The following is a 25,194-nucleotide window of genomic DNA, read 5'->3' as shown; positions in this document are numbered from 1 at the left end:
TCAATGGCAAGCATGGCATCTATGGCTTCTATGGCAAGCATGGCCTCGATGGCCAGCTCCGGTGGAGGGGGTAAGTCATTGACAACAGAAGCGGTTCCCGCGGCGGCATCCGGGTCATTGATCGGTGCGCGCGACGGAATTGTTGGTCATTATGAGCCCCCCGCAATTGTTCCCGAGCACTTACCATTCAATTCTTTGGACCATATGGCCTTTATGGAAACTGGGGTGCGCATTTCGACAATCCAGTCCGAATTGTTTTCTGAAATCGAATTTGCTTTGGGCACAGAAACGCTTTCCGTTTCAGATCGTGCAACTGGTGGTTTAATTGCAGGGATAAAACGCCCGCATATGGGTGAGTTTCACAAGCAACTCGACTATATCGCAGCCTACGCCGATTTGCGCCTTGATCGTGCGTCAGAAATCTATGCGCAGGTGGGGGAAATCATGTCGGTCATTGGCCAGACGATTTCGCTTCACCCTCAGCGTCACAAATGGACCATCGAGTTTTTGTTCGTCGCCGTGGGGGCGGTGATTGAAATAGAAAAGCGGTTCAAGGCGGTGATGAATGTGCGCCGTCCGTTTGAGCTTTCGTCGCAGATGCAGCCGATGATCACCACACCGGCACATAGCGCCTTTCCTAGCGGCCATGCGACCGAAGCCTTTGCCATGTCCGAAGTGCTGGCGGGGATCGTTGACCATATGGATGCCGCCCAAGGGCTAAGCGGACGTGTGTCACGGCGCGGTCAAATGCAGATGCAGGCCGCCCGTGTTGGTGTCAACCGGACCGTGGCCGGGGTGCATTATCCGATTGATACCTTTGCCGGAGCCAGCCTTGGGACGGCATTGGGGCAATATATGGTCGGGCGTGCCACCGGCGGCGCGACCATGCGCGGTCTGAATTTCGAAAGCCCATGGGACCCATCAACGGGGGGCGAAACACCGGATTTCAGCTTGGCCAACTTTAACACTCAATCCGCAGGCCCGGATGGGGGGCAAGAGGGAGCTTACGTGCGCCCTGATCCTGAGTTTGGCGTTCCTAGCTGCGCGTCCTTGGGCTGGCTCTGGAACAAAGCGGCCGGGGAATGGGCGATTGCCACACCGAACCAATCGGGGGCCGGGGTATGACCCTGACATGGACATCCTTGCCATCGACGCAGGCCGATCCGATGGGGGATTGGTTGGCCCAGACACAAGAGGAGCGCGGGTCAACTGGCTGGCGGCCTAGGATCATCTACACGCAGCCGGGGGTGAGTGGCGCAAAGACAGCTGCGGATATGCACAGCTTTTTCGCAACGCAATCTGGCTACAAGGTAACCGATCACGATTTGGCGCATTGGCTATATGCGGATCAAAACGCTGGCAAGGATGGCTACGAGACGGGCCCCAATGAGCTCATCGTTTTTGAGAAGGTCGATTGCCCTAGCTTTGAGTTGCCAGCCGCTTTGCAAGCCCATCTCGGTGGGGATGACACGTCGGCTATTTCCGGCAGCCGGTTGGGGGAAACCGCCCAAGGGGTTGCGGCGGCTCAAACCGCGACATCCTTCGGGCTCCAACCCCGTACCTTAGGAGAACGTGAACAAACCAACGGGGCGCAGACAGATGGCGACCCCTTGGTGGTGACGGCGATCATCGATCACGCGATCCCCTTTGCCCATGCCCGGTTTCGCCATGGGCGTGCCCATAGCCGGTTGGATGCGGTTTGGTTGCAAGGGCGCGGCATCGAGGGGGCGTCGGCCAGCGAGGTGGTGATTGGTCGGCAAATTGCCGGAGCAGAGATTGATGCCTTTCTGGGCCGAATTGGCGGGGATTTAGACAGCGAGGCAGCCGTTTATTCCGAAATTGCCAATCCAGCAGGTGCGTCGTGGCGGGCCGGAAATAGGCCCTTGGCGCAATCCTATTGTCATGGTGGCATGATGCTCGATATCGCGGCCGGGCGCGATATCGATGATCCCAAAGCCACGCGTCACCGGATTTTAGCGGTCGAACTCCCTCCGCAATTGGTCGCGCAAACCAACGGTTTCATGCATGAAATCTATGTGAAATCTGCGATGAATTGGGTCTGGCACGCGGCGCGGCAGCTTTATGCAAATGTGCCCCATGAGGTTTTGCTGAACTACAGCTTTGGTGATCATAGCGGCCGCCATGACGGGCAGGGGCTTTTGGACGCGGATTTTCAGCTTCGCCTAGACCGCAATGAGTTTGCAGCGGTCACCGTGTCGGCCGGAAATTCATTTCAAGCGGATTGTCATGCCGAGCTGACATCGGACGACATTGTCCAAAGGCAAGAGCTGTATTTGTGCCTGCAACCAGATGACAAAACCGCCAGTTTTGTCCAATTCTGGCTAGAGGGTGATTGCCCTGACTTGCCGTTTGAGTTTGACGTCGTTCCACCAACCACGATTGGCTATGAACCACCTCCCGCGCCTCTTTCCCAAGATGGTGAGTTGCAGGATATGGCAGACCCAAGTGCTGCAATTGCAAGGATTTATGTTCAGCGAGATTTGCCCGATTATGCGCTTCCTGTTGGAATGTCAGGCAAAGCGCGGACACGGGTCACGCTGGCCATTCGTCCAACTGCGAGTGACGATCCGACCGCGCTTGTCGCGCCTGCGGGGCGTTGGCGTTTGGTGTTTGGCCCCAAACAGGGAGCGGCGCTTTCCAGGGAGGAACGGGTGATGCTTTGGGTTGAACGCGGGGACAGTTTGGCCGGGTTCCCGGCGCGAGGCCGGCAAGCCTATCTGGATCACCCAAGCCATCAGCGACGTCTGGAGAACGGGCGTTTGGATGAGGCATTGTCCATCGCCGGAAATCCAATCAAGCGGCGCAATACAATGAGCAGCAATGCCTGCGCCGCAGGGGCCTTGGTTGCCGCGGCCGCGCGAGGGCCCTCGTCGGACGCTATGGCGGCCTATTCGTCCGCAGGGGCCGGAGCGGATGTGCCCGGCGATGAGCCCATTGGGCCGTTGGTCGCGTTGGAGGTTGAGCTATCTGACGCGCGGCGATCCATGCTGGCGGCCGGAACGGGGTCAGGAACGGTGCGCCTTGCCAACGGAACCAGTGCGGCCACAGCGAACCTGTCTCGCAAACTTGCCGATGCGATTTTGGACGGCCTTGCCGAAGCATCCGGAGCATCATCCAAGCCGGACTTGCGTACTTATGCGGTGAGCTTGGCCACTCGCGGCGCGGAGCTTGACCCGGCACGTGCCGGAGCGGGTCGGGTGCCAAGTGGAGCGGCACGAGAAGTGTTGCGCCAAGAAAACTAGAAAACTGTACCCACTGCCTTGGGCAATTGCCGAGACGGCCCAAGGCGGTGGTGAAAACAGGTGAAACTTTTTGAAATTTTCAAGGTTTTTGACCGGGGATTGACCCAGGATTGACCATCTCATGACCCGCGCCTGTTAAGGTTTTCGCAAGCCGCGATAGACAGGCACCGAGACGGGGAATTGGATTATGCCGGGAAGCTTTAGCTTTCTCAGACTCTACGCGCAGTACGGCGCGGATATACGTGATTTTGAGAAAGACGAAGATGTTTCATCGGTACTCAGCGTTATCATGTCCGAGTTCGAGTACCCGGTCAGTAGCTTGATCGGTGCAAAGGTGTCATCGCAGTGGTTGCGCGCCGGGCATCCGTCTTTGATAGACGCTTCGGCCATGGATCTCATGTTTGAGATGCAGCAATCCGGCTTTGTTGAAATTGTGATGCGCGATGCCTCGGGCACCGCGTTTTACGGCGGGTGGCTTGAGCGCGGAAACGCCTACAGGGTCACCAATGAACTTGTGTGTGGGTTCCGGGTTATTGAGAGCCAAAAGCCAGATGGCACTGTCCGTCGGCATTCGTATTCGGATCGTTACGGGTATCAACCGGTATGTGACGATTTGCCTGTCGGCACGGAAACTGTGCGGCGGTTGGGCCGTCAGCGTGCGCGCTGACGGGCTGAGACTAGAGAATTTGAAGGAGTGGGAACATGAGCGAGAAGCTAAAAGTTGTAGGTGCAAAGGCTCTGTTGGATAAACCGGTTTTACGCGTCATTCGCGGCGATGAGGCGAATAGCTCTCCGCCGACCACTCCTGACCCGAGTTGGGACACGGATCAATTGAATCAACTCAATGCAATTGGTGCTACGAAACTCAATGAAATCGTTACTTATCCTCATGTTGGTGGCGACTTCGGCGAATTTGATCCCGAGGGTGAGGCGATAGAAATGAGAATTGTCGCCAAGAATTGACATGGAATTGGCGGGCTGTGTTGCGGCCCGCTTTGATAGAATTGGGGCGAGCCCAGTATTGGTGTTGGGCAAGGGTTTTGGCGGCTGAGTATGTGTTTGTTCCCGCGAGTATAATGTGCGCCTCAATGCCACCCCGTCTTGGCTATTTAGCCTAAGCCGGGGTGGTAAATCTAACCAGATCGATCACAAGTTTTTGCAAGACGCCAAGATGTCCCTGCGTCTTTTATTCTCTTTTCCTAACCTGTCATTATTTGTTAACGATAGGCTATACTTATGTAGGGCAGATTGCATGAAAGACGCGTTGGCAGCGGAATTGGTCACAGCACTTTCGCGGACGGTTTTGGACCCAAAGTGCTGGGATGCGGCTTTGCATTCTTTATGTGAATATTGCGGAGCTTCCAAAGCATTGATCTCTCGACGCACCCTGAGAGGCGCGCAAATTGTGATTCCGACAACGCTCCAAAACGAGTGGCAGAGCCCGCTCATTTATGGGTTTTCTCGCCAAGAAGTTGAGACCTTTCTGACCCAATTTGCGTCAACCGATCCCTGGAACCAAATCGAGGCGCAAAACTTTCCATTTACACCCTATGAGCTCAGCCGTTTTCTGCCTTTGAAAAAGCTTCAAGAGACCATGTTTTGGGGGTGGCTTGAGCCACAAGGACTGGTGGATAGCATCGTTGCGGTGGTCGATCAGGATGACACCGGGTGGACGGCATTAAATCTGTATTTGGACGCAGAACAAGCCCGCAACAGCGACCAGATTATTCAACGGCTGTCTGAGGTTTTGTCCGACTTGAAAGAAGTTTGGACGGCGGGCCGGGATGTTTTTATCGCCAGATCAGACTATTGGCCGATCCCCTCGATTGTTGAGCACATGTCGGATCCATGTATCGTGGTGGACCTTAAACATGTGGTGTCGACACTGAATGCGGCGGCAACACATCTAACAGAGGCGGGAGTTTTGCAGGCAATTCCCGGAGAGACGCTTGCGCTTCCACAACAATGGTCCCCCTATTTGCCAAAAGAATTGACGTCATTGGCAGGGTTTTCGGCCTCAGATGAGGCCGAGAAATGGCAACCGTTCGTCGCGAAAGATGTTCGTCTGGAGCATTTGTCCGGTGAAAGCAATGGCTATCGAATTTTGTTTATTATGAGAAAACAAGATGTTGTGAAGGCTGCCCCGGATTGGGAACATTCGAATCTGAATGAGCGGGAAAAGCTTTTGGTACGACTTTTGGCACATGGTGGCAAAGTCAAAGACGGTGCCGAGCTATTTGGCATTTCGGTTCGCGCGAATGCCGATATTTGGAAATCTGCCAGCGTTAAATTGGGCGGGTTGAAGAAACAAGATCTCGTTTTGCGCAATCGCGACTTCACCAAAGATGAAGAAAAATGAACTTGAAAGAATCTCCAAAAATCAACATGTTCACTATGTGTGAGTGTGTTGTGTGAGACGCCATGTAAGGCTTTATTTATATGACGCGACGCCGGGAGAGGTTTTACCTCTACCCGGCGTTTTTTTTGTCATAGGGTTTTGGCAAAACTGCGCAATTCAAACTTCTGAATTTTGCCTGTTGAGGTTTTGGGAAGCTCTTGGAAAACCACAACTTTGGGCGTCTTGAAGCCAGCAAGCCGATCTTTGGCAAAGCTGATAATCTCAGCCTCTGTACAGTCGTGACCGTCTTTAAGCTCAACAAAGGCGCAAGGAACCTCCCCCCATTTTTCGTCGGGTTTCGCCACAACGGCACAAAGCAAGACCGCCTCGTGATTCATCAAACAGGCTTCGACCTCGACCGAAGAGATGTTTTCCCCCCCTGAAATGATGATGTCTTTGGCGCGGTCGGCGATTTGCACATAGCTATCGGGGTGGTGAACCGCGATGTCGCCAGAATGAAAGTAGCCGCCGGAAAATGCCTCATCCGTGGCACGCTGGTTTTTGAGATACCCTTTCATAACACCATTGCCGCGAAACAGAATTTCGCCCTTGGCGGTGCTGTCGCGGGCAACGTCGGTCATCTCGTCATCGGTAACCCGGACCTCTTCGATAAAGGGCATTGCGACACCCTGCCGGGCTTTGATCGCGGCGCGTTCATCACCCTCAAGATCATCCCAACGGGTATTCCATGTGCATTCGGTCGCCGGGCCATAGACTTCGGTCAATCCATAAACCTGTGTGACGTTGAACCCCATCGGCTCGATCTTGGCGAGCGTAGCCGGGGCAGGGGGCGCACCGGCGGTAAAGACCTCGACTACATGATCGACGGGGCGTTGGGCCTCTGGTTCATTGACCAGCATGTTCAAAACAATCGGCGCGCCGCCAAAATGGGTCACCCCTTCGTCGGCGATGGCGTCAAAGATCGCCTTGGCGGTGATATCGCGACAGCACACAACCGTTCCGCCCAAGGCGGGCATCATCCATGTGTGACACCAGCCGTTGCAGTGAAACAGCGGCACAATCGTCAGGTAAATTGGGTGCAAGGTCATGCGCCAGCTTAGCACCTGACCCATGGCATTTAGATAGGCACCGCGATGGTGGTAGACCACTCCCTTGGGTCGCCCGGTGGTGCCAGAGGTGTAGTTGAGCGCGAGGCTTTCCCATTCATCCTCGGGCATGATCCAGTCAAAACCAGGATCACCAGAGGCCAACAGTTCCTCGTATTCCATGTAATGACCATGGGCATGCACCCCTGCGATGTCGTCGGCAACCTCAATGATCTGCGGCGGTGTAGTGGCCATTTGCTCGATCGCTTCGGCCAAAACCGGCAAGAATTGCGGATCGCACAGCACCACTTTGGCTTCACCGTGGTCAAGGATGTAGGTGATCGTATCGACATCAAGTCGGGTGTTAATCGCATTCAAAACCGCGCCACAAGCGGGCACACCAAAATGTGCCTCGGCTTGGGCCGGGATATTGGGCAAGATCGCGGCGACCACATCGCCGGGTTTGACGCCAAGCTTGGTCAACCCCGAGGCCAGGCGTGTCACACGGGTGATGTAGTCGGCATAGGTCTTGCGATGCGGGCCGTAAACGACGGCAAGGTGATCGGGCCAAATCGTGGCGGCGCGCTTCAAAAAGGATAGCGGCGTCAGCGGCACATAGTTTGCGGCATTTTTCTCTAACCCGGTTTCGTCACGCATCCAGCCCATTATGTTCCTCGCTCTGTTTTGTTGCGGCACTATGCGCAGGCAGGCAGCGCGTGAAAAGGGGATTCCGTGTCGCGCGAGAGGAGGTTAGACTAAGGCATGATTATTTCGCCCGGCCGTCGGTTCATCTTTGTTCATATCCCCAAAACCGGGGGCACGTCGATGGCGTTGGCGCTTGAGGCGCGGGCGCATCGCGATGATATTTTGATTGGCGACACGCCAAAGGCCCGTAAACGCCGGGCTCGTGCCGAAGCGCTCAAAGCCAAAGGGCGGGTTTGGAAACACTCGAACCTAACCGATATCGACGGGGCGTTTGATGTGGACACGATTGGCGCGATGTTCTGTTTCACGCTTGTGCGCAATCCGTGGGATCGGGTGGTGAGCTATTACCATTGGCTTCAGGGGCAAGGTTTTGATCACCCGGCTGTTCAGATTGCTAAGCAGTTGGAATTTGGTGATTTCCTGCATCATAGATTGACGATGTCGACGCTGATCGCTTGGCCCTACGGGCGCTATATGCGCACGGTGGATGGGGTTGAGCGGGGGGCGTTTTTGCGGCTTGAACATCTTGATCAAGATATCGAGCCACTTGTCGAGCATTTGGGGTTTTGCCCGGACATGCCGCATGAAAACAAGTCGGAGCGCGGCGACTACCGACGGTATTACGATGACGAACTGCGCGACCTTTTGGGGCGGCTTTGTGCCGAAGATATCGCGCGGTTTGGCTATGAATTCTGAGCCAAAACACGGTCAAAACGGGCGCGTATGGCATCCTCTGGCCATGAGCCGCCACTAAACAGATCAAGCATGAGCGCGCCAATCAGCAGCGTCAGGATTTCATCCGCGACCTTGGGGCCGGTGATGTTTTGGATTGTGGTTTGGTAGTTTGACATGGCCTGTTTCATTGCCGGATCTTTGGCGATGTCCGTCGGGGACATACCGCGGATAAAGTCGAAAACAAGCGCCATTTCACTGGCAAACCCCGAGCGCATATCCGTTGCCATGGCCATCAGCTGATCGCACGGAGACCCGGTTAGCGGAGGTGCGTCTTGCGGGGCCGTTGCGACAGCCGTGCAAGCAAGGAACAGCTCCTTTTTCGACGGAAAATAGTGGTAAAGCGCGCTTTTCGACAGTCCAAGCGCCTCGGCAATCTTGCGCATCCCAAGGCCGGAATAGCCCTGTTCGGCAAAAAGAACGGCGGCACGGCCTGCCAATTCTTGTTTGTAAGCATCGTGATCGACAATCTTCGGCATCTTTTCCGTCCAACTGGTCCAAAAAGGAATTGACAGACAGATACAAGAAAGTCCATACGGCAATTGTTTTCGACCGATTGGACTAAAAAGATGTCACTCTATATTGGCTTAAAGCTTGTCCACCTATTGGCGGTGGTGATGATGATCGGGGCAACGATCATCAATGGGCTGCTGCACGGTTTGGCCGTTAAGGCGACCCCGAGCGAAGCCTCGACCCTTACTCATGCCGTTGGCATGGTAAACCGCCGTGTCATGTTGCCAAGTTTTGTTGTGCTTCCGCTAAGTGGGGCCGCATTGACGGTCTGGAGTGGCTACGCTTGGACCGAATTTTGGATTGTCCTTGGCCTTGGTCTAACAGCGGCGCTTGTTCTGGCTTTTGCGGTTGGCGCGCGGCTCGAAGCCCGGTTGAACACAGCTGCACAAACGGCGGAACGTCAGCTTCCGCCTGCCTATTTCAAAACGTTTAAACGCGCTGCGCCCATTGGGGCAGGGGCGTTGATTTTGAGCCTGATCACCCTGTGGGTGATGATTGCTAAACCCGTATAAGGAGAATTGAAATGTCACAATCTGGTGGTGTGTCGCGTGATCACGCGTTGTCAATCGGCCCCAAGCTTGGGTTTGCCCTATTGCACGGGTCCATTGTTATGGTTTGCGCTTGGATTGCGTTTGGTGGTGTTACGTTGAGTGATCCCAAGCGCGCCCAGATACTGGTCTTGGTGGCGGCATTATACTTTGCTCGGCATCTGATCACATTGTTTATATTGCTAAAACGGAATGTGGCGTGGTCAGAGGTTCTAGGCCTGTCTGCCTTCATGGCCGTGTTTGAAATAGGTTTCACCCTTTTGGGTGGTGGAGCATTTTCCGGGCAACTCATCCCGTTTGGCGGGCTGGATATTATTGCCGTCACATTGATTCTCGTTGGGTCTTGGCTCAACACTTGGTCTGAACTCCAGCGTTGGAAATGGAAGAAACACTCCTCATCCAAAGGGCGTGCATACACTCTTGGGTTGTTTTCGCACTCCATGCACATAAATTATTTTGGCGACACAGTTATGTTTTCCGGCTGGGCTATGTTGACCCATTCTTTGGTCGCATTTGTGATCCCGTTGGTCATGACTGTGGGGTTCGTTTTCTATCACATCCCCGCACTAGATACCTATCTTTTGCAACGCTATGGCGCTGAATTCAAAGCGTATTCAGAGAAGACAGCCAAGTTCATTCCCTATCTGTATTAACAATTACCCTCTTGCTAGGCGCACGATGCGCAAGACGGTCTTCATTGTGCGAAATTGATGGTTTTTTGTGGTGTTAGCGGTAAGACCGTTTGCGATTCTTTTCGGAAACGTTGATCCATGTCAACTTGTGCGGCGGCCTGCCTGACGTAGGGGTAAGATACCCAAGGGAGGCATATTTAATGACACCGCAGATGACGCAGGTCCTCGCAAATGGGCCATTGTTTGGCCGCTTGCCGGCGAATGTCCGCAAGTGCCTTTTGGCCAAAGCGCAGCCGCGCAGCTACGACCGAGGTGCCACTATTTGCCTTCAGGGAGAGCAGGCCGGGACACTGAAATTGGTGTTGGATGGTTGGATCAAGCTCTACAGGAACTCGTCCGCAGGGGATGAGGCGCTTTTAGCAACTTTGGAAGCTGGCGAGAGCTTTGATGAAGTCGCTGCCTTACAACATGGCGTGTCGCAAGCCTCTGCCGAAGCGGTGAGTGCTTGCACAATTCTACACCTGGATTTGAAATCGATTTGTAGTTGCTCAAATGCAAAAGCGGCCATTCAAGACGCGGTTTTGGACGCGTCTGCCTACCACATGAATGGCATGATGGAACAAATTGAGCAGCTGAAGATTCAGACGGGGACCCAAAGGCTTACAAAGTTTTTGATGCGCCTTCAAACCCAAGAGTCGGGCGTTGTTGAACTTGAGCTTCCTTTTGAGAAAACCATCCTTGCCGGCAAGCTTGGTATGAAACCAGAAAGCCTTTCACGCGCCTTTAGCCGTCTCAAGCAAGTGGGCGTTTCCAGCGAATATCGCAATGTTCGGATCGAGGATATTTCTGCGCTGCGGGCCTTGTCCGAAGACATTGCCGCGTGACCGGCTAGAGGCTGATCAGCACTTGTTTGATGTGTTCGCGTAGGTTCGGTTGCGTCCACGCAATAGCAAAGCACATGTGGGCCAGCACAATCAGGTTCAAGATCGCAGCAAAAGGTTGCTTGCGGGTTTTATGCCGAAACCGGTGTTGAGCAAGTTTTGCCCCAAGGCTGCCCCCGAATAGAGCGAGCGTTAAAAGCGTCTTCTCAGGGATACGCCAACCGCCCGAGATGGCGCGGCGTTTGTCAAAATAGAAACAGACAAACGCCGCGATGTTTGTGGTGACCAACCAGGCCAGTACGGTTGTGTTCATGCCTGAGGATCAGCGTACTGGCTCGAACATAGCGTCTTTGAGCTTGCAATCTTTAATCACGTCACGACCACAGGGCACCGGTTGCAAGTCCTTGGACAAGCAAAGGCGCGCTTCCGAGATGAAGCCATCGCGGCAAGTGATTGTCAGGTTGTCGGCGCTCCAATCAGGATTGGCTTTCAAGAACGCTTCTTCGACGACCGAGGCGGGCAGTTTGACGCTCTTGTCGAGTTTGCGAAAGATTTGGGGGCGCGTCACGCTTTCATAGGCGTCGCGTGAAAGATCGTAATAGGCGCGGGCCGATAGGCCGGAACAGGTGCCGTGTTTTTTCCATTGATGCCACGCGAGGCCAGATGTGCCCATGATATCAACCATTTCAGATGTCATGCCCCGCGATGGGTGGCGTTCGACCGTCGGGCAGAAACTTGGCCAGCCGCGATGGAATTGCGGCCACAAACCATGGAGCACCCAACCGTAGTCATGGCGGGTTTCACACTGTTCCGAGCGTTTGGAATCGCCTTCGATTTCACACCAGTTGGGGGACCAGCTTAGGGCCAAAACATAATAGTCAAATTCGCCGGATTTATCACCTTTGGCTATGGCCCCAGAGGCCAAAGAGAACCCAAGAGCTACCGCCAGAAGGCAGGTTTTTAGACTTTTCATAACGTTACTCCACTGCCGCAAGTGTCTGAGGCGGTTGTTGTTCTGTCTTGTGGTAGAACAGCCAAGCGCGCAGGTCCATGCTCTGTTGCGGGGAAAGCTAAGCCGGGATCGTCCCTCAGTACGTCAGTTAACGCATTTTCTCTTCCATATAGGCAGATCGCGCACTATATACGGGCCAAGTTTCCCTACAACGGTAACCCGCCCCGGCCTCCGGGGCCGCCCAAGGCCCAAGCCTCGGGCGGGGCAAAAAGCTATTTCGGGTCCAAAATTCGCAAGGAGTTTACAATATGGCAAAGCTGCTGCACCCCAAGGCGACCGCGGTTTGGTTGGTGGATAACACCACGCTGACCTTTAAGCAGGTTGCGGATTTCACCGGCTTTCACGAGCTGGAAATTCAGGGCATCGCAGATGGCGATGTCGCAGTTGGTGTGAAAGGGTTTGACCCGGTCGCCAACAATCAGCTTGAGCAGGTTCAGATCGACCAGGCGGAAAAAGACCCGCTTTATAAAATGAAGATCAAGTTTAACCCGGCCGCTCATGACGAAGAAAAGCGTCGTGGTCCGCGTTACACCCCGCTGTCCAAACGTCAGGATCGTCCGAATGCAATCCTTTGGTTGGTGAAATTCCACCCCGAGCTAAGCGACGGTCAGATTTCGAAACTGGTTGGCACAACCAAACCGACGATCCAATCGATCCGTGAGCGCACCCACTGGAACATCCAGAACATGCAACCGATTGACCCGGTTGCGCTTGGGCTGTGCCGTCAGACCGAGCTGGACGCCGCCGTTGCCAAGGCCGCCAAAGCCACCGGGACGGTGATGAGCGACGATGAGCGCCGCAAACTGGTTTCGACCGAGCAAAGCCTTGAGATGGAAACAGAACCACGTCTGCCGTCGTCGATGGAAGGGCTGGAAAGCTTTAGCCTCTCTGACACTCGTGATGAAGAAGAGAAGAGCGATGCCGATTATTCGGACGCTGACAGCTTCTTTAACCTCCCCGGTGGGGATGATGACGCCGAGGAAGACGAAAAGGACTAAGACCGTCCTATCGTGTGAATGCCAAACCCCGGTCCGTGTGGCCGGGGTTTTCTTTTGCCGATGCGCCAAAGGCGATGGCAACGAGCGTTCAAACAAGCAACGTCGAAAGCCAAAATCGAGTTTTGTTTGGGTATCAGTGTGTTTGGGGACGGTGGTGGCGTGGGGGAGACTTGAACTCCCGACCTATCGATTATGAGTCGATCGCTCTAACCAACTGAGCTACCGCGCCGGACCGTGCGCGGTGATTAAGGCAGGGCAGGGGTGCCGTCAAGCCAATTTCGACGAAAAATTCAGGGTTTTTGCCACGCCTCCCGGAGTCTGAGAACCGCAATGCCAAAACGACAAAACCCCCGGTTGCAGGACGCTGCGACCGAGGGTTTCAAAAGCGCGAGGATTGGCTTTATTTGACGATCTTTTCATCCTTGACGAACATGTTCGCCCAAGCCCGATCAACAAGTTCGGGCGTCATCTTGTAAGGGATGCCCTCAAAATCACAGACCGAGATCATTTGGTCGATTAGGAACACCGGCTGGTAGTTGGCAAAGGTGTTGTTGATCGTCGGGTATTTGTTTTTGAGAAGATGCACGAGACTGGCTTCGTCTAGCTGCATCTTTTTCTTGCGTGCCACCAAGGCAAAGATTTTCAAGAAGTTTTCCTGACTTGGACCATCGATTTTGATTTTGAAGAAGATCCGGCGCAGGGCCGCTTGGTCAAAGATTTCATTGGGGTGGAAGTTGGTCGAGAAGATGACGAGGGTGTCAAAAGGCACCTCAAATTTCTCACCCGATTGTAGCGCCAGAATATCTTTGCTTTCTTCCAGTGGAACAATCCAACGGTTGACGAGCTTTTGCGGCGGTTCGGCCTGACGTCCAAGGTCGTCGACGATAAAGATGCCGCCGGAGGACTTGAGCTGAAGCGGGGCCTGATAGGTGCGGGCCGTCGGGTTATAGACAAGATCAAGCATGTCGAGCGACAGTTCACCCCCGGTGATGACCGTGGGGCGCTGGCAATAGACATAGCGGCGGTCATATTGCGACCGGCGGCGCAGGGCGTTGGGGTTTTCTACTTCGTCGGTGGCCTTGGAGTGCACAATCGGGTCATACACGGTGATCACCTGACCCGAATACTCAATGGCGCGGGGCACATAAATCTTGTCACCCATCGCGTCGCGAATACCATTTGAGATCGAGGATTTGCCGTTGCCGGGGGGGCCGTACATTAGGATTGAGCGGCCAGAGCCAACAGCCGGGCCAAGGTTGCCGATCAGGTCTTCGGGAAGGATCAGGTGGCCCATCGCGCCAAGAAGCTGATCACGGGTGATCTGAATGTTCCGGATCGACTGGCGCTTCATCTGTTCGCGATAGCTTTCCAATGGGATCGGCATCGGGCCAAAATACTCAGACTGGGCAAGCGCGTCGAGCGCGCGGGCCTTGCCCTGATCGGTAAGCTGATAGGGCATTTCGCTGCTGACTTCACCAGCCGCACCCAAGGTCCCCATCGCTTCCATCAGCCCTTGTCCGCGGGCCAAGTCGATCAGTTCCTGGGTGATGGGCACAGGCAGCGCAATGGCGCGGGCCAGATCGGTCACCTTGTTGATGTTCTTGCGGAACTGCGTTTTCAACAGAATGTCACGCATCATCACAACGGTCAGCCCGACGTCATCCAATGACTTGGGGGAGGGGGGCGCCATCACTGCGCCAGTCTGCATATTCATCGCTCGATTCCTGCCACTTGGGGTCTTTGCAACAGAATGCCCGAGGTTTGTGTCAGGATATGGGCCGGTTAGGGGAAGATGATTGGCAAGGTGCTATAGAATAGGGGCCGCAATGGCCCCCTTGGACGCCTATTGCCCGTAGAAAATCCCAAGGACGAGATAGGCGCAGAGCATCAGCCCAAGGCCAGTTCCCATGGGAAGGGTGAACTGTTTGCCACCTCCAACTGAATCCGGGTTATTCGGATCGCGCATTTTCCACGTTGCCCAATTTGGGGCGAGCTTTTTCAGTGGTGAAAAGGTCACAAGTAGAGTTGTCACAGTGGCCGCCAACATCGCCGCTATGGCGATGAACATCATCAAACGCAGGTCACCTTGATGGATGAACAAAGCGGCCACAGCGGCGAATTTAACATCACCGGCCCCGACCTGACGCAGCATCCAAAACGCAAATCCCACGGCGAAAACAACGCCGTAGTGGGCAAAGCGCCATAGGTATTCGCCGATTGGCATCGTCAAAAAGCCGATCACTACAAACACTGCAAACAAGGCCCAGACGGTCAAGTTGCTGATCTTTTTGAGCTTCATGTCCACATAGAATGTGTAAAGCCAGATCGGGATCACAAAGACAGCGAACAAAGCCGCCTGAAACGCCGGTATATGCATTGTCAGCCTCGGGGTGCCTTAGGTGTTTTCCAACGCATCAAGCGCGGTCTTGGCGGCTTCGAAATGGCGGGGATGGGTTTCAACTGCGTTGCGCAATAGGCCCTTGCCGGTTTCGACATCACCGCGTTTGATTGCAGCCAAGCCCATGGAATGTAGCAATTCGGCGCGTTCAACTTGCGTCATGGGGACGACGGGCAGCACATATTTGCCTTGCGCCCCACGGGCCAAAACGAGGTTGTTCTTGGCAGTGAACAGAGTGGTATCTTGGCGGATCGCATCGGTGAACAAACGCTCGGCGGCGGCATAGTCGCCACGGCTCAGTTTGGAATAGCCCCAGTTATTGAGAACCGAGGCCGGTTTCGTCGTCAGGCCCACGGCGATCTCATAGAAACTGTCTGCCTTCTCCCAATCCTTGTTGCTATCGGCGATCATCGCCTCAAGTCGATAGCGCTTAAACGTTTCATGGGTCGGCGGAATGGCGGTTAGCACCTTTTCGGCCTTGTCCCAATCGTTGCCACGGATCAGCGCATCGGCAAGATTAACGCGGTCCTCATTGGTGGCGTCTTCGTGATCGACCACTTTGGCCCAGGCGACCGTACCTTCGTTGATACGCTTTGCACGTATCAGAGACTTGGCGAGGCCGCGTGTCAGGTCAATCCGATCTGGATCAGTCGCGGAGGCGCGTTGGAAGTAGTTCACCGCCTCGTTTGGATCACTGACGGTCAGCATGACCTCATTCAGGTTCGTTTCATCCACGACGTTAACGCCCTGAAACTTACGATCCATTTCTTCGGTATCGATGCCTTTTTCACAGCCCGATAGCGCGACAATGCCTGCCGCGGCGATAGATACAAATGTCAAGTGGCGCATTGTGCCTGCGTCCTTTTACTGCTCTGCCTCATCTGCTGTTGCGCTGCGGATCGTGTATTGTCCGCGCCCTCGTCGCACCAGCGTGTAATCTTGTTCTAACTCATCATCATAAAGGGTATTTTCTTGTTTTGCTATCGCCAAGCGCAAATTGTCACGGATTGCGTCACTTTCGCCATTATCCATGGCAAAGGCGCGTCGCAACACTTCGACCGCTTCGGCGGTTTCACCGGTTTCGATCAGTAAAACACCAAGGTTATTCCAAGCCTCGGGCCAATCCGGTTCTTTCTTGATGGCGCTGCGGAGCTGTTTTTCCGCTTGGTTTAAGCGGCCCAACTCAAGGTTTGCCGATCCCAAAGCCACCAATACCTCTCCGGTCAGCCCTTTTTGACCGGCGGCGCGGGTATAGGCATCAAGGGCAAGCTCATACTGCTCGGCCTCCATCAGCCGATGCCCAACGACCAAACCGTCAACGGCCTCGCCGCGCGGGTCAAGGGCCGGGGCAAAGGGGGTGTCCTGAGACGCGTTTTGGCCGCCCGGATCGCAGGCGGCCAAAAGAACGAGAATTGATAGGGCGGCGCCAATAGGGGCCAAGTGCATGATTATTGTCCGATATTGCCCATTTCCGTGATGCCGATCGCCGATGGGCCAACCAGAATGATCAGCAGCGGAGGCACTGTCAGCATCATAGTTGTTAGCGTCATCTTTGTCGGCAACTGGTTTGCTTTTTCTTCGGCACGCATGACCCTTTTGTCACGCATTTCCCCGGCATAGACCCGAAGGGCGTCCGAAATTGATGTACCAAAGGTTTGGGCTTGGTTCAAAACCGTCACAAAGGAGCTGACATCTTGAACGCCGCAACGTTCGGACATGTCGTTCAGAACTTGCGTTTTGTCCTTACCAGCTTTCATTTCATGACTGATGATTTCGAATTCATCGGCCAAAGCAGGGTAGGAGGCGCGCAGTTCTTTAGAGATGCGAACGATGGATTGGTCCATTGATTGACCGGCATCCACACAAACGAGCATCATATCAAGCGCATCTGGGAAACCGCTCTGGATCTCTTCTTTGCGTTTTTCGACACGTTTGTTGATCCAGTATTTGGGCCCGAGATACCCCATGGCACCGGGGCCAAGGATATACATCATCTTTTGCTGCAACGTGGCGTCTGGGCCATTCACAAACATCAAGAAATAAACGATCCCGACACCCAAAAGCAAAACACCAAGGGCCATCTGTGCAAAGAAATACATCTGCACGGCGTCTTTAGAGCGATACCCGGCCTGCAAGAGCTTCATCCGAATGTCGGACAGTTCTTTTTCATCCTGCGGTTCAAGGAACTGCGAGTATTTGTTCAGCTTGTCGTTTTTGCTCTTCTCGCGCAGTACGGCACGGGATTCCGCGTTCATGCGTTCCTGACCGGACTTTTTGAGCTTGTCCATCGGATCCGGTTTTGCATTTAGCATCATCGGAATGGTGGCAAGGATCAGGATAAAGGCGAGGCCAGCAACCACCATCAACGGGCCAGCAGGGCCAAGCAGATCGGTGATCATTGTATTGATCTGTTCAAACATGTCGTGGCTCCCTTAAACCTTGATGTTCACAAGTGCGCGCATCACAAAAACGTTCAGCGTCAGCATGATACCCACAATAAAACAGGCGGGGATAAACCATGGGTGGTCGAGCACGTCGTCGTAGTAATCGGGCTTGGCCACCTGGATAAAGATCAACGCACCAACCGGAAAACCAGACAGGAACTTACCCGACCATTGCGCCTCGGCGGTGATCGCTTTGACACGGCGGAAGAGGCGGAAGCGCGCCCGGATCACCTTGGCCAGACCTTCGAGAATTTCGGCCAAGTTACCACCGGCTTGCTGTTGAATGGCAACGGCCACGGCGAGAAAGCGCAAATCCTGCATGTCGAGGCGTTCGGCCATATGTTTCAAGGCTTCGCCAACGTCGCGGCCATAGGTCGCCTCGTCTGCGATGACGCCAAATTCGGTGGCCAGAGGGTCTTTGATTTCTTTGGATACGATGGTGATCGCCGAGCTAAACGGGTGACCAACGCGCAGGGATCGCACCATAAGCTCAACTGCATCGGGGAGCTGCTCTTCAATCATGCTAAGGCGCTTGTTGGCCTTGTGATTGACCCACATATAGACCCCGCCAACACCCATCATGAGCCCCATGACAACACGCACGGGCAAAGAGGCCTCGGTGCCGACTGTCAGTCCCAGAAAGGCCCCAACCGATGCAACGGCCATCACCATGATAAGCTGTTGTGGAGTAAAGGCGATGGAAGCCTTTTGCGCTTTGTCCGCCAAAAGCGAATAAAGCGGCAAAGACCGTGATTTCATGTGTTGGTCCATCTCCTTGCGGAGTTTGGCCAAAACGTCTTCGCGTCGTTCGCCCTTGTCGAGCATTTCGAGGCGGCGGTTGACCTTGTTGGACAGGCTGATCGATTTGCCAAACGCCACCAGATAGATGCCGTTGACCATGACCAGCACGCCAAGGAAGATCATGCCATAGATGATAGGGGCTGCACTGAGCATAGGTCTTACTCCGCTCGGAAAGGTTCATAGATCGAGGACGGCACGTCATAGCCCCACATCCGGAAACGTTCAGAGAACGCAGACCGAACACCGGTGGCGGTGAAGTGACCGAGGATCTTGTTATCGGGTGTTAGGCCAACACGTTGGAACCGAAAGATTTCCTGCATGGAAATCACATCGCCTTCCATTCCGGTGATCTCGGTGATCGAAGTCATCCGACGCGAGCCGTCTTGAAGGCGCGAGGCCTGAACGATGAGGTTCACAGCCGATGAAATCTGCGCGCGCATCGCTTTGAGCGGCATCTCGATGCCGGCCATGGCGATCATGTTCTCCAGTCGGGCAACGCCATCGCGCGCCGAGTTGGCGTGAATTGTGGTCATCGATCCATCGTGGCCGGTGTTCATGGCCTGCAACATGTCGATAACTTCTTCGCCACGCGTTTCCCCGACGATGATACGGTCCGGGCGCATACGAAGGGCGTTTTTCAAACAGTCGCGCGGGGTAACAGCCCCTTTGCCTTCAACGTTTGGCGGGCGGCTTTCCATCCGGCCAACATGGGCCTGTTGCAACTGAAGTTCCGCTGTATCCTCGATTGTCAGGATACGTTCGGCATTGTCGATAAACGACGAAAGCGCATTCAGCGTGGTTGTTTTACCAGAACCTGTACCACCGGAAACGATGATATTGAGGCGCGTCGCAACGGCGGCCTGAAGGTAAACGGCCATTTCTTCGGTAAAGGCCCCAAAGTTCACCAGGTCATCAATGCCCAGCTTGTCCTTTTTGAACTTACGAATGGAAACGAGCGAGCCATCAATCGCAACAGGGGGAACCATCGCGTTGAAACGCGAGCCATCTTGCAAACGGGCGTCAACATAGGGGTTGGATTCATCAACACGACGACCCACCGCCGAGACGATCTTGTCGATGATCCGCATTAGGTGCTTTTCATCTTTGAACGTCACATCAGACAGGCTTAATTTGCCGTTCTGTTCGATAAAGATTTGCTGCGGGCCGTTAACCAGAATATCTGAAATGCTCTCATCTTTGAGCAAGGGCTCGAGCGGGCCAAGGCCTTTAACTTCGTCATACAGGTCATTGATCATCGCGCGCCGTTCGTCACGGTTCAAAACGATGCCTTTTTCCTGGAGAACTTCAGACGTGATGTCGTTGATTTCTTCACGCAACTCGGCTTCGCTTGCGCCATCAAGGGCGGCAAGGTTCAAGTTTTCCAAAAGAGCGCGGTGCATTTCCAACTTGATGTCGGCAAGGCGTTCTTTGCGTTTCTTTTCCTTGTCCGCAGGGGCTGCCCGCGCCGGAGTACCGGATTGAACCACACGGCGTGCGCTTGGCTTGTCCGCTTGGGTTTCCGCTGCAGGGGCCGCAACAGGTTCAGGTGACTTGGTTTCTACCGGGGCCGCTTCTGCAACTTGGGTCTTTTTATAGCGCGAAAACATCTATTTTCCTCGTTTTCAAGCGGCTTCGGCGTCGGAATTTCCGATCGCATCAAGCTGAGCTGCCAGTTTTACAAATTCTTTGCGAAGCGGGTTTTTAGGAACGTGGTTTGCCAATGGCAGTCCGTGGTCACAGGCTTGAGCCACAGGTTTGCCACCATCGGGCAATTGCAGATCCAACGTAATGCCAAGGCCATCCGCCATACGCTTGACCCGACCTTTGCCCTGCAAATCGGTGAATTTAGGGGCGTGGTTGAGAACATAGCGCAGCTTGTCATAGGGCAGATCTTCGGCCTGCAAGGCTCGTTTCAGACGCATCGTGTTCTGGGCCGAGCGCATATCGAGGCTCACCATGGCGAAGTAAACCTGCGCTTCGGTCAAAACGGTTTCGGTCCATTGCACGATGGTCGACGGCATATCGACGATGACATAGTCAAAGTGATCGCGCGCAACGTCCAAAATGGCCTGGACTTCGCTTGGGCCAATCATGTCCAAGGGCAGAATATCGGAAGGCGAGGTGAAAACCTGCAACTTGTCTTCATAGCTGACCAAGGCCTGGCCAAAGCTGTCACCATCCATCGTTTCGATGTCGGACAACATTTCCAAAACCGCCTCGCGACGTGGAAGGTCAAGATAGGTTGCGACAGTGCCAAACTGCAGACCAAAGTCGATGAGGCAAACCTTGGGGGCGTTTTCGGCACGACATGTCGCCAGCTCATAGGCAAGGTTCACGGCCATGGTTGTGGTACCAACCCCACCAGCAAGCCCTTGCACCGCAATCAGAACTCCGTCACCACCACCGCTTAGCTTGACTCCATCGTTGCCCGGAGCCGCGTTGGCTTGGGCCACTGGGGCAGGGGGATTGCGCATGCGTTCAACCGCAGCAGCAAGTTCACCTTCGGGCAAAGGATAGGGGACAAATTCATCGGCACCTTGGCGGAGCAATTGGTGAAGCGAGGCAGGCGTCACATCTTCTGCAATTAGGACCACTTTGATACCACGGTCTTTGGCACCGGAAATAATCCCACCCAAAAGGGCAAGATCGGGTTCGTCGATGGCGTCAATTGCCATGGCGACAAACTCTAGCCCCTCGGCTTCTTTTTGATTGAGAAAGGCGAGGGCTTCGTCAAAGCCGAGGTCACCCCAGCTTTCACCTAAAATGGTTTCCATGTCTTCGATCAGAAGATCGAAGTTCTGCACATCGCGGCTGATGGTGCATGCCACGATGGGCGATGGATCCGCCTGGTTTGGTGTCGAACTCGTCATAGCCTCACGTCCTTTCCTACGAGCCGGTTCGGAGTGGGGCGTGATACTGCTCATCTGCCACCCGATTTCCGGACCCGATGCACCGACTCACTGCGGCGCTTTGATCCTTTGGAAAGGAAATTGACGGGGAAAGGCGGCAACATTTGGGCCAAAAAGCCGAAATTGTACGGTATTTCTGGACGGTGAAAACAAAAAGGCGCCCCAAAGGGCGCCCTTTCAAGACATGTCTTCCAGTGTTAACCGCCGGCGCCAGCCGCGCCTTGGTCAACGGCGATGTCAGACCCGGACAGACCAGTAAGGCCGGTTGTCGGTTCAGCAGAGCGCACGTATTCGCGGAACACGACCTCGGCGTATTTCCCATCCATAACAGTAGGATGGCGTCCAACAAATCCGGAAACTTCGGTCACTGTGCGGCGGTTGCGGCGTTCACGACCTTCGGTCACAATCAACGGCTGGCTTTCGCCAAAGCTCACAACGGCTTCGAGGCGGTTGCGGTCAATCCCCTGGGAAACAAGGTAATTTACCACCGCCCGCGCACGATTCATGCCGAGGCTTTTGTTAAACCCGTCGCCACCAACCTTGTCGGTGTGGCCATAAACCTTAAAGCGGACTTCAGGGAATTGGCGGATCCAGCGCGCCTGTTCACGTAGGGTGTCAATCGCCCCGGCGTCCAGTTGCGAACTGTTGAAGGCAAAGTTCACGGTTGTCATAACCTCAGACGCAAAACGCTGTGACAGGTCATAGACGTATTGTTTTTCGCCGTTCTGAATTTGGGTGTTGTTCATCGTGGCATTGCCGAAATGCCCGGTATCGATGAGCGACCCCGCTTCTCGGTGGAATGCCCCTGCGACCGGTTCGGATCCGCAGCCTGCCAAAGCGAAGCTGATGGCGATGCCGGTTATGGTGGTCCTGATCATCTGTCCAAGCCTCCGCTTAATCCATCACATAGCCGTAAGAGCCGGTGAAATCTTGTTTCGCCACCTCTCCGGCTGCGCCAGTTTTCGGGGTTCCGACCACACGACCGCGCAAGAACAGATCGCTCTCGGTTGGTGGCATCACCCGATCCGTTGGCAGGGCCAAGGCCTCGCCACGGGTTGGGGTGACCAAGTGCGGTGTTACAATAATGACCAATTCGGATTGTTCGCGCTGGTATTCTGCACTGCGGAACAGCGCCCCCAGTACGGGCACATCACCCAACCACGGCACCTGACCGTTGAGGTCGGTAAAGTCATCCATGAGCAACCCAGCAATGGCAAAGCTTTCACCATCGCGCAGCTCAACGGTTGTCTGTGTCTCGCGGCGCTTAAAGGCCGCAATGGTAATGTCCGACAGGTTGATCCCGTTGGTGTTGTCGATTGACGACACCGCTGCCTCAAGCTCGAGGTTGATCAAATCGCCGTCCATGACACGCGGAATAAAGTTCAACTCAACACCAAAGGGTTTGAACTCAATGGTGATTGTGTCGTTTTGCTGTGCCACCGGGATCGGATATTCGCCGCCTGCAAGGAACTTGGCCTCTTGGCCGGAAAGGGCCGTCAGATTTGGTTCGGCAAGGGTGCGAACAACGCCTTTGGCTTCGAGCGCTTCGAGTAGGATACCAACTTCGAGGCCACCCATGTTAAAGCCCAACAAGGCTGCGCCTTCGTTATCAATCCCTTCGGGGAAGAGTTTGTTGGCGACCTGATCAACATTGGCCAGCGGGGCGGCGTTGCCTGTCCCGATTTCAAGGCCTAGATCACCGCCAAGCACCGACCCACCGGTTGCCAGCGAGGCGCGCAGCTGTTTGCCGACGGTGCGTTGCATTTCAGCAAAGCGGACCTTCAGCATCACCTGTTGGATGCCACCAACCGTCATCAGGTTGGACACGCGTTCAGGCGCATAGCGTTCAGCAAGATCAAGCGCGCGTTGCATACGTGCCGTCGAAGAGGCGGTGCCCGACAAGACGATACCGTCATTGGCGGTACGCACTTCGATTTTTTCGTCCGGAAGGATTTGGCGGAGGCGTTCCTTAAATTCGGTAACGTCCGCCGCGACCCGCACATCCACATTGGTGATGAGCTGGCCTTGGCCATCCAGAATGGTCAACGTCGTTGTGCCGGGCGATTTACCCAAGACATATATTGACCGGTCTGAGAGCGATGAAATGTCCGCGATGGACGGGTTGGCGATCGACAGCTCTGCAAAGGGCTGATCGCTTTCCACCACCACGGCTCGGTTCATCGGAACCTTTAGCACCTGTTCCGTCCCGCTACGTACGACACGCAAGGTTTCGGCCTCGAGCATCGTTGGGAGCACGGTTGCAGCGGGAGCCACAGCCAATGTCAGCCCAAAGAGGGCTGCTTTCATGAATCTATCAAATTTCATGTGACCTGCCTTTCGATCACGCCTCACTCGCAGGTCTTATTGCCTGCATTTTGTCCAAACCTGCGCTAGTTTTGATTTTTTTGCAAGAATCAATGACTTCGGAAGGGAGATATATGTGGATAACTCGCAACAGATGGCAAAAACTACCAATGAAAACGGGCACCCACTTGGGATGCCCGCCTGTCAATGACTGTTGATTTACCCTTAGTTCGTGCAGGGGATCGGAATTTCTGTACGCTCAACGCCACGGCGTTCAATTCGGGTACAGGTCTGCAATGCACGTTTGGGTGCGTCGTCAGGGGCGGACTGTTCAAGACCCAAGAGCGACATTTGGTCGACCTCAATCGCCTCGGCAACAGTGTCGTCATTGCTTGCCATCAGGGACAGCGACAGTTGACCGGTTTTCTGGGCCTGAGCCAAAGCGGCAACCTGTTGAGGGCTGGCAGCAACGGTAACGGTACGCGCAATCGTGGCAGCGTTGGATTCGGCTTCTGACATTTGGTCGATCGCAATTAGACCAACACCGGTTTCGATAAGCTTTGTCACATCACCTTTGGGCAGGTTGGGGTCATTGCCCGGAATACGACCTGTCCAATAGACGTCAACACGGTCACCTGGGCGCAAGAAACCCGATACACCAGAAGCCACGTCAACCTTGATCGCATAGGCCCGTTGGCCTCGCTTAAGCCGAGACGTTAGACCGGCATCACCACCTGGTTCAGACAGTTTGACGGCAACCAATGCCTCGAACTTTTCCATCTGACGCATTGCGACACGGGGGTCTTGGCCTTCGATTGCGGCTGGATTGGCTTCGTCAAAATACCCCTCGGGGAGGATTTCGTTTGGCCAGGGGGCCAATTGGATGTCTTCGGGCAAGATGACTTCGCCATAGGCGATTGCGCGGTTGGTGACATAAATCTGCTGGGTTGGAATGGCCGCGACAACTTTGGCGCGTTCCTGTTGCAGCGCGTTTTCATAGGCACCGATATAGTTTTGCGCCATGTAGACGGCAAAGCCGGCCAAGCCAAGCCCTGCTATCAGTACCAATCCGAATACAAGTCGCATGTTTCACCTCGTTTTTAACCTCAGGGCAGCAAAAGGTTTGATGCCCGAGTACCAATTTGATCGTCAATTGTGGCCAAATGAGGCCGGGATGGCGGTACTTCCGTGAAAATCACGCGTTGAAGTCGTGCCAGAGAAAAGGGCCGCTTCCCAATTGGGAAACAGCCCTCGGTGCGTAGGGAACAGGGGATCAGAAGTCGTTTTCTGCAGCGACTGCTGTGCCTGCGGCGTCCATCAGCGCAAATGAAGCATCTTCAACGGTGAAGAAAGCAACAGCTGACATACCGACGACGGCGGAAGTGATTACAATCCAGTCGACAGTTACCGCACCGCACTGATCATCACGGAATGCTTTGAAAAATTTAAGCATTATTGGCCCTTTCCTGCTCTTAATTGAGGGTCCGCAGAAGCAAGTTACCTGCTTCCGCGAGGCGTGTATCAGCTAGATCGACTTAGAAGTCGTTTTCAGCCGCAACTGCGCCACCGGCAGCGGTGATCAGGGTTGTGGCGTTGGTTTCGATGGTCGA

The 25,194-nt window shown here is 54.5% G+C and carries 26 protein-coding genes and 1 tRNA gene; 10 read left to right on the top strand and 17 right to left on the bottom strand.

What is annotated here, in order from left to right:
* Positions 1-12: 12 nt before the first annotated feature.
* The 5 genes from Q1A43_RS17875 to Q1A43_RS17855 all read left to right on the top strand — a co-directional run bounded on the left by Q1A43_RS17875 (position 13) and on the right by Q1A43_RS17855 (position 5,622).
* A complete protein-coding gene (locus Q1A43_RS17875; RefSeq protein ID WP_299937403.1) occupies positions 13-1,125 on the top strand; it encodes a phosphatase PAP2 family protein in 1,113 nt (370 codons plus the stop codon).
* Positions 1,122-3,263 carry a hypothetical protein gene (locus Q1A43_RS17870; RefSeq protein WP_299937400.1) on the top strand — a complete coding sequence of 714 codons (2,142 nt, stop codon included), beginning with the start codon at positions 1,122-1,124 and terminating at the stop codon, positions 3,261-3,263. The genes Q1A43_RS17875 and Q1A43_RS17870 overlap by 4 nt, the downstream gene beginning before the upstream one ends.
* A gap of 187 nt (positions 3,264-3,450) precedes the next feature.
* Positions 3,451-3,930, top strand: a complete 480-nt coding sequence (locus tag Q1A43_RS17865) for a hypothetical protein (protein ID WP_299937398.1) — start codon at positions 3,451-3,453, stop codon at positions 3,928-3,930.
* 35 nt (positions 3,931-3,965) lie between these two features.
* Complete coding sequence (locus tag Q1A43_RS17860; protein ID WP_299924535.1) at positions 3,966-4,226, top strand: hypothetical protein; 261 nt, start codon at positions 3,966-3,968, stop codon at positions 4,224-4,226.
* Positions 4,227-4,515: 289 nt separating this feature from the next.
* Entirely contained in the window at positions 4,516-5,622 is a 1,107-nt protein-coding gene (locus tag Q1A43_RS17855) for a hypothetical protein (RefSeq protein ID WP_299937395.1), read from the top strand.
* Positions 5,623-5,750: 128 nt separating this feature from the next.
* On the opposite strand, the gene Q1A43_RS17850 is transcribed toward Q1A43_RS17855, so the two are convergent.
* Complete coding sequence (locus Q1A43_RS17850; protein WP_299937392.1) at positions 5,751-7,373, bottom strand: AMP-binding protein; 1,623 nt, start codon at positions 7,371-7,373, stop codon at positions 5,751-5,753.
* A gap of 96 nt (positions 7,374-7,469) precedes the next feature.
* Here Q1A43_RS17850 and Q1A43_RS17845 point away from each other — a divergent pair, with 96 nt between their 5' ends.
* The gene (locus Q1A43_RS17845) at positions 7,470-8,108 is read left to right on the top strand and encodes a sulfotransferase family 2 domain-containing protein (RefSeq protein WP_299937390.1); all 639 of its coding nucleotides are present in this window, start codon (positions 7,470-7,472) and stop codon (positions 8,106-8,108) included.
* Here Q1A43_RS17845 and Q1A43_RS17840 read toward each other — a convergent pair.
* Complete coding sequence (locus Q1A43_RS17840; protein ID WP_299937388.1) at positions 8,096-8,623, bottom strand: TetR/AcrR family transcriptional regulator; 528 nt, start codon at positions 8,621-8,623, stop codon at positions 8,096-8,098. The two genes, Q1A43_RS17845 and Q1A43_RS17840, sit on opposite strands and share 13 nt — an antisense overlap.
* Before the next feature lie 90 nt (positions 8,624-8,713).
* Between Q1A43_RS17840 and Q1A43_RS17835 the strand changes: the two genes are divergently transcribed.
* The 3 genes from Q1A43_RS17835 to Q1A43_RS17825 all read left to right on the top strand — a co-directional run bounded on the left by Q1A43_RS17835 (position 8,714) and on the right by Q1A43_RS17825 (position 10,721).
* Positions 8,714-9,169 (top strand): DUF2269 family protein, encoded by a 456-nt coding sequence (locus tag Q1A43_RS17835; RefSeq protein ID WP_299937386.1) that lies wholly within the window; start codon positions 8,714-8,716, stop codon positions 9,167-9,169.
* A gap of 11 nt (positions 9,170-9,180) precedes the next feature.
* Positions 9,181-9,858 (top strand): DUF1295 domain-containing protein, encoded by a 678-nt coding sequence (locus tag Q1A43_RS17830; protein WP_299937383.1) that lies wholly within the window; start codon positions 9,181-9,183, stop codon positions 9,856-9,858.
* A 179-nt stretch (positions 9,859-10,037) separates the two neighbouring features.
* On the top strand, positions 10,038-10,721 hold the full coding sequence (locus tag Q1A43_RS17825) for a Crp/Fnr family transcriptional regulator (RefSeq protein ID WP_299937380.1): 684 nt from the start codon (positions 10,038-10,040) through the stop codon (positions 10,719-10,721).
* Positions 10,722-10,725: 4 nt separating this feature from the next.
* On the opposite strand, the gene Q1A43_RS17820 is transcribed toward Q1A43_RS17825, so the two are convergent.
* Together Q1A43_RS17820 and Q1A43_RS17815 are read right to left on the bottom strand one after the other, a co-directional pair.
* A complete protein-coding gene (locus Q1A43_RS17820; protein WP_299924557.1) occupies positions 10,726-11,031 on the bottom strand; it encodes a DUF1294 domain-containing protein in 306 nt (101 codons plus the stop codon).
* A gap of 9 nt (positions 11,032-11,040) precedes the next feature.
* Positions 11,041-11,691 carry a ribonuclease T2 gene (locus Q1A43_RS17815; RefSeq protein ID WP_299937378.1) on the bottom strand — a complete coding sequence of 217 codons (651 nt, stop codon included), beginning with the start codon at positions 11,689-11,691 and terminating at the stop codon, positions 11,041-11,043.
* Between the two features lie 287 nt (positions 11,692-11,978).
* Here Q1A43_RS17815 and Q1A43_RS17810 point away from each other — a divergent pair, with 287 nt between their 5' ends.
* Positions 11,979-12,728 (top strand): cell cycle transcriptional regulator TrcR, encoded by a 750-nt coding sequence (locus Q1A43_RS17810; protein WP_299924563.1) that lies wholly within the window; start codon positions 11,979-11,981, stop codon positions 12,726-12,728.
* Between the two features lie 152 nt (positions 12,729-12,880).
* Here the strand turns inward: Q1A43_RS17810 and Q1A43_RS17805 are convergent.
* The 13 genes from Q1A43_RS17805 to Q1A43_RS17745 form a co-directional block, all read right to left on the bottom strand.
* Positions 12,881-12,957: transfer RNA gene (locus Q1A43_RS17805), tRNA-Met, on the bottom strand.
* A 171-nt stretch (positions 12,958-13,128) separates the two neighbouring features.
* A complete protein-coding gene (locus tag Q1A43_RS17800) occupies positions 13,129-14,442 on the bottom strand; it encodes an ATPase (protein ID WP_299924566.1) in 1,314 nt (437 codons plus the stop codon).
* A 129-nt stretch (positions 14,443-14,571) separates the two neighbouring features.
* On the bottom strand, positions 14,572-15,105 hold the full coding sequence (locus Q1A43_RS17795; protein WP_299924568.1) for a prepilin peptidase: 534 nt from the start codon (positions 15,103-15,105) through the stop codon (positions 14,572-14,574).
* Positions 15,106-15,123: 18 nt separating this feature from the next.
* Entirely contained in the window at positions 15,124-15,975 is an 852-nt protein-coding gene (locus Q1A43_RS17790) for a hypothetical protein (RefSeq protein WP_299924570.1), read from the bottom strand.
* Between the two features lie 15 nt (positions 15,976-15,990).
* Positions 15,991-16,572: a tetratricopeptide repeat protein gene (locus Q1A43_RS17785; RefSeq protein ID WP_299924572.1), complete on the bottom strand. Its 582-nt coding sequence runs from the start codon at positions 16,570-16,572 to the stop codon at positions 15,991-15,993.
* Positions 16,573-16,574: 2 nt separating this feature from the next.
* Positions 16,575-17,546 carry a type II secretion system F family protein gene (locus tag Q1A43_RS17780; RefSeq protein WP_299924575.1) on the bottom strand — a complete coding sequence of 324 codons (972 nt, stop codon included), beginning with the start codon at positions 17,544-17,546 and terminating at the stop codon, positions 16,575-16,577.
* Positions 17,547-17,558: 12 nt separating this feature from the next.
* Positions 17,559-18,524 (bottom strand): type II secretion system F family protein, encoded by a 966-nt coding sequence (locus Q1A43_RS17775; protein ID WP_299924578.1) that lies wholly within the window; start codon positions 18,522-18,524, stop codon positions 17,559-17,561.
* 5 nt (positions 18,525-18,529) lie between these two features.
* On the bottom strand, positions 18,530-19,978 hold the full coding sequence (locus Q1A43_RS17770) for a CpaF family protein (RefSeq protein WP_299924581.1): 1,449 nt from the start codon (positions 19,976-19,978) through the stop codon (positions 18,530-18,532).
* A gap of 15 nt (positions 19,979-19,993) precedes the next feature.
* Positions 19,994-21,241 carry an AAA family ATPase gene (locus tag Q1A43_RS17765; RefSeq protein ID WP_299924584.1) on the bottom strand — a complete coding sequence of 416 codons (1,248 nt, stop codon included), beginning with the start codon at positions 21,239-21,241 and terminating at the stop codon, positions 19,994-19,996.
* Positions 21,242-21,477: 236 nt separating this feature from the next.
* Positions 21,478-22,158 (bottom strand): OmpA family protein, encoded by a 681-nt coding sequence (locus tag Q1A43_RS17760; protein ID WP_299924587.1) that lies wholly within the window; start codon positions 22,156-22,158, stop codon positions 21,478-21,480.
* A 16-nt stretch (positions 22,159-22,174) separates the two neighbouring features.
* Positions 22,175-23,605, bottom strand: coding sequence for a type II and III secretion system protein family protein (locus Q1A43_RS17755; protein ID WP_299924590.1), 1,431 nt, complete (start codon positions 23,603-23,605; stop codon positions 22,175-22,177).
* A gap of 204 nt (positions 23,606-23,809) precedes the next feature.
* Positions 23,810-24,670, bottom strand: coding sequence for a Flp pilus assembly protein CpaB (gene cpaB, locus Q1A43_RS17750; RefSeq protein ID WP_299924593.1), 861 nt, complete (start codon positions 24,668-24,670; stop codon positions 23,810-23,812).
* A gap of 187 nt (positions 24,671-24,857) precedes the next feature.
* Positions 24,858-25,037, bottom strand: a complete 180-nt coding sequence (locus tag Q1A43_RS17745) for a hypothetical protein (RefSeq protein WP_299924596.1) — start codon at positions 25,035-25,037, stop codon at positions 24,858-24,860.
* Positions 25,038-25,194: the final 157 nt, after the last annotated feature.

The sequence above is a fragment of the uncultured Pelagimonas sp. genome (assembly GCF_947498515.1).
In the GTDB taxonomy this organism is placed as follows: domain Bacteria; phylum Pseudomonadota; class Alphaproteobacteria; order Rhodobacterales; family Rhodobacteraceae; genus Pelagimonas.
The sequence above is the reverse complement of the archived record's forward strand: the minus strand, read 5'-3'. Positions and strand labels throughout refer to the sequence as shown.

Bases quoted from the DNA above. Each gene is read 5' to 3' on its own strand.
- Q1A43_RS17875 (WP_299937403.1), top strand. From the start codon at position 13: ATGGCATCTATGGCTTCTATGGCAAGCATGGCCTCGATGGCCAGCTCC.
- Q1A43_RS17870 (WP_299937400.1), top strand. From the start codon at position 1,122: ATGACCCTGACATGGACATCCTTGCCATCGACGCAGGCCGATCCGATG.
- Q1A43_RS17865 (WP_299937398.1), top strand. From the start codon at position 3,451: ATGCCGGGAAGCTTTAGCTTTCTCAGACTCTACGCGCAGTACGGCGCG.
- Q1A43_RS17860 (WP_299924535.1), top strand. From the start codon at position 3,966: ATGAGCGAGAAGCTAAAAGTTGTAGGTGCAAAGGCTCTGTTGGATAAA.
- Q1A43_RS17855 (WP_299937395.1), top strand. From the start codon at position 4,516: ATGAAAGACGCGTTGGCAGCGGAATTGGTCACAGCACTTTCGCGGACG.
- Q1A43_RS17850 (WP_299937392.1), bottom strand. From the start codon at position 7,373: ATGGGCTGGATGCGTGACGAAACCGGGTTAGAGAAAAATGCCGCAAAC.
- Q1A43_RS17845 (WP_299937390.1), top strand. From the start codon at position 7,470: ATGATTATTTCGCCCGGCCGTCGGTTCATCTTTGTTCATATCCCCAAA.
- Q1A43_RS17840 (WP_299937388.1), bottom strand. From the start codon at position 8,623: ATGCCGAAGATTGTCGATCACGATGCTTACAAACAAGAATTGGCAGGC.
- Q1A43_RS17835 (WP_299937386.1), top strand. From the start codon at position 8,714: ATGTCACTCTATATTGGCTTAAAGCTTGTCCACCTATTGGCGGTGGTG.
- Q1A43_RS17830 (WP_299937383.1), top strand. From the start codon at position 9,181: ATGTCACAATCTGGTGGTGTGTCGCGTGATCACGCGTTGTCAATCGGC.
- Q1A43_RS17825 (WP_299937380.1), top strand. From the start codon at position 10,038: ATGACACCGCAGATGACGCAGGTCCTCGCAAATGGGCCATTGTTTGGC.
- Q1A43_RS17820 (WP_299924557.1), bottom strand. From the start codon at position 11,031: ATGAACACAACCGTACTGGCCTGGTTGGTCACCACAAACATCGCGGCG.
- Q1A43_RS17815 (WP_299937378.1), bottom strand. From the start codon at position 11,691: ATGAAAAGTCTAAAAACCTGCCTTCTGGCGGTAGCTCTTGGGTTCTCT.
- Q1A43_RS17810 (WP_299924563.1), top strand. From the start codon at position 11,979: ATGGCAAAGCTGCTGCACCCCAAGGCGACCGCGGTTTGGTTGGTGGAT.
- Q1A43_RS17800 (WP_299924566.1), bottom strand. From the start codon at position 14,442: ATGAATATGCAGACTGGCGCAGTGATGGCGCCCCCCTCCCCCAAGTCA.
- Q1A43_RS17795 (WP_299924568.1), bottom strand. From the start codon at position 15,105: ATGCATATACCGGCGTTTCAGGCGGCTTTGTTCGCTGTCTTTGTGATC.
- Q1A43_RS17790 (WP_299924570.1), bottom strand. From the start codon at position 15,975: ATGCGCCACTTGACATTTGTATCTATCGCCGCGGCAGGCATTGTCGCG.
- Q1A43_RS17785 (WP_299924572.1), bottom strand. From the start codon at position 16,572: ATGCACTTGGCCCCTATTGGCGCCGCCCTATCAATTCTCGTTCTTTTG.
- Q1A43_RS17780 (WP_299924575.1), bottom strand. From the start codon at position 17,546: ATGTTTGAACAGATCAATACAATGATCACCGATCTGCTTGGCCCTGCT.
- Q1A43_RS17775 (WP_299924578.1), bottom strand. From the start codon at position 18,524: ATGCTCAGTGCAGCCCCTATCATCTATGGCATGATCTTCCTTGGCGTG.
- Q1A43_RS17770 (WP_299924581.1), bottom strand. From the start codon at position 19,978: ATGTTTTCGCGCTATAAAAAGACCCAAGTTGCAGAAGCGGCCCCGGTA.
- Q1A43_RS17765 (WP_299924584.1), bottom strand. From the start codon at position 21,241: ATGACGAGTTCGACACCAAACCAGGCGGATCCATCGCCCATCGTGGCA.
- Q1A43_RS17760 (WP_299924587.1), bottom strand. From the start codon at position 22,158: ATGATCAGGACCACCATAACCGGCATCGCCATCAGCTTCGCTTTGGCA.
- Q1A43_RS17755 (WP_299924590.1), bottom strand. From the start codon at position 23,605: ATGAAATTTGATAGATTCATGAAAGCAGCCCTCTTTGGGCTGACATTG.
- cpaB (WP_299924593.1), bottom strand. From the start codon at position 24,670: ATGCGACTTGTATTCGGATTGGTACTGATAGCAGGGCTTGGCTTGGCC.
- Q1A43_RS17745 (WP_299924596.1), bottom strand. From the start codon at position 25,037: ATGCTTAAATTTTTCAAAGCATTCCGTGATGATCAGTGCGGTGCGGTA.